The organism is Nocardioides sp., assembly GCF_029937575.1.
Taxonomy (GTDB): domain Bacteria; phylum Actinomycetota; class Actinomycetes; order Propionibacteriales; family Nocardioidaceae; genus Nocardioides.
In genome coordinates, this window is sequence record NZ_JAPYPS010000071.1 from 1 (window position 1) to 2,935 (window position 2,935).

The following is a 2,935-nucleotide window of genomic DNA, read 5'->3' on the forward strand; positions in this document are numbered from 1 at the left end:
CGGACCTGAACGACCTGTACCGCCGGGTGATCAACCGCAACAACCGCCTCAAGCGGTTGCTGGACCTCGGTGCCCCCGAGATCATCGTCAACAACGAGAAGCGGATGCTCCAGGAGGCCGTCGACTCGCTGTTCGACAACGGCCGCCGCGGCCGGCCCGTGACCGGCCCGGGCAACCGCCCGCTCAAGTCGCTCTCCGACATGCTCAAGGGCAAGCAGGGGCGCTTCCGCCAGAACCTCCTCGGCAAGCGCGTCGACTACTCGGGCCGTTCGGTCATCGTCTCGGGCCCCCAGCTCAAGCTGCACCAGTGCGGTCTGCCGAAGAACATGGCGATCGAGCTCTTCAAGCCGTTCGTGATGAAGCGTCTCGTGGACCTCTCGCACGCGCAGAACATCAAGTCCGCCAAGCGGATGGTCGAGCGGGCCGTACGTCCCGAGGTCTGGGACGTGCTCGAAGAGGTCATCACCGAGCACCCGGTGCTGCTCAACCGGGCACCCACGCTGCACCGCCTCGGCATCCAGGCCTTCGAGCCCCAGCTGATCGAGGGCAAGGCCATCCAGATCCACCCGCTCGTCTGCACGGCGTTCAACGCCGACTTCGACGGTGACCAGATGGCGGTGCACCTGCCGCTGTCGGCCGAGGCCCAGGCCGAGGCGCGGATCCTGATGCTCTCGACCAACAACATCCTCAAGCCCTCCGACGGCCGTCCGGTCACCATGCCGACCCAGGACATGATCATCGGGCTGTTCTTCCTCACCACCGACCGCGAGGCACAGCCGGGAGAGGGGCGCGCGTTCTCCTCGCCGGCCGAGGCGATCATGGCCTTCGACCGCGGCGAGATCACGGTGCAGAGCAAGGTCAAGATCCGGCTCGCCGACATCGTGCCCCCGCTCGGCGAGGGTGGCGAGCGCGAGGAGCTCCAGACGCTCACCGTGGAGACCACGCTCGGTCGCGCGCTCTTCAACGAGACCCTGCCGGCCGACTACCCCTTCGTGAACTACGAGGTGGGCAAGAAGGCCCTCGGTGCCATCGTCAACGATCTCGCCGAGCGCTACACCAAGGTCGAGGTCGCTGCCTCGCTCGACGCCCTCAAGGACGCTGGCTTCCAGTGGGCGACCCGCTCGGGTGTCACGGTGTCGATCGACGACGTCACCACGCCCGCCGACAAGGTCGAGATCCTCAGCAGCTACGAGGCCCAGGCCGCCAAGGTGCAGAAGCAGTTCGAGCGTGGCCTGGTCACCGACGACGAGCGTCGCCAGGAGCTCATCGAGATCTGGACCGAAGCCGCCTCCAAGGTCGGTGAGGCCATGGAGAAGAACTTCGACCGGTCCAACCCGATCTACATGATGGTCGACTCCGGTGCCTCCGGAAACATGAACCAGATCCGTCAGGTCGCGGCCATGCGTGGACTGGTGGCCAACCCCAAGGGCGAGATCATCCCGCGGCCGATCAAGTCCAACTTCCGCGAGGGCCTGACGGTCCTGGAGTACTTCATCGCCACGCACGGTGCCCGCAAGGGTCTGGCCGACACGGCTCTGCGTACGGCCGACTCGGGCTACCTGACGCGTCGTCTCGTCGACGTGTCGCAGGACGTCATCATCCGTGAGGACGACTGTGGCACCGAGCGCGGTCTGCCGAAGGTCATCGGTGTCGTGGGCGAGGACGGTGTGGTCCGCAAGGACGACAACGCCGAGACCGCCGCCTACGCCCGTTCGGCGGCCAGCGAGGTCACCCACCCCGAGACCGGCGAGACGCTGGTCGAGGCCGGCGGCGATCTGGGCGACGTCAAGATCGGTGAGCTGATCGCGGCCGGGATCCCGACCGTCAAGGTCCGCTCGGTCCTGACCTGTGACGCCAAGACCGGTACGTGCGCCAAGTGCTACGGCCGTTCGCTGGCCACCGGCAAGCTCGTCGACATCGGTGAGGCGGTCGGCATCATCGCCGCCCAGTCGATCGGTGAGCCCGGCACGCAGCTGACGATGCGTACGTTCCACACCGGTGGTTCGGCCTCCGCGAGCGACATCACGCAGGGTCTGCCCCGCGTGGTCGAGCTCTTCGAGGCCCGCTCGCCCAAGGGCCGTACGCCGATCGCCGAGGCCGCCGGTCGCGTCGAGATCGAGGACTCCGACAAGGCCCGCAAGGTCCTGGTCACCCCCGACGACGGCTCCGAGGTCCAGGAGTACCCGGTCTCGAAGCGTTCGCGTCTGCTCGTCTCGGACGGCGAGCACATCGAGGTCGGTCAGCCCCTGATCGTCGGCACCCCCGACCCGCAGGACGTCCTGCGGATCCTCGGTGTCCGCAAGGCGCAGGAGCACCTGGTCGACGAGGTCCAGAACGTCTACCGGTCGCAGGGCGTGTCGATCCACGACAAGCACATCGAGATCATCGTGCGCCAGATGCTGCGTCGGGTCACGGTCATCGAGTCGGGCGAGACGAACCTGCTCCCCTCCGACCTGGTCGACCGCGTGCTGTTCGAGGCCGAGAACCGTCGCGTCGTCTCCGAGGGCGCCAAGCCGGCCTCGGGTCGTCCGGTCCTGATGGGCATCACCAAGGCCTCGCTCGCGACCGAGTCCTGGCTCTCGGCGGCCTCCTTCCAGGAGACCACCCGTGTGCTCACCGACGCCGCGATCCACGGTCGCTCCGACAGCCTGCGTGGCCTGAAGGAGAACGTGATCATCGGGAAGCTGATCCCGGCCGGTACCGGTCTGGAGCGCTACCGCAACATCCGGGTCGAGCCGACCGAGGAGGCCCGCGCCGCGGCGTACTCCGTGACCGGCTACGACTCCTACGACTACGAGTTCGGCAACGCCGGCTCGGGTCAGGCCGTGGCGCTGGACGACTTCGACTTCGGGTCGTACCAGAGCTGACGCTCGCGCATCACGTGTGAGGAACCCCCGCCCTTCGGGCGGGGGTTCCCGCCATTTCCCGCCAGTTC

Annotated in this window: 1 protein-coding gene; it reads left to right on the top strand. The window is 67.5% G+C overall.

The window, feature by feature from the left end; translation table 11 throughout:
* Nucleotides 1–2,867, top strand: a 2,867-nt coding sequence (rpoC, locus tag Q1K33_RS17665; protein WP_300406060.1) for a DNA-directed RNA polymerase subunit beta', incomplete at its 5' end; no start/stop codon positions are given.
* Nucleotides 2,868–2,935: the final 68 nt, after the last annotated feature.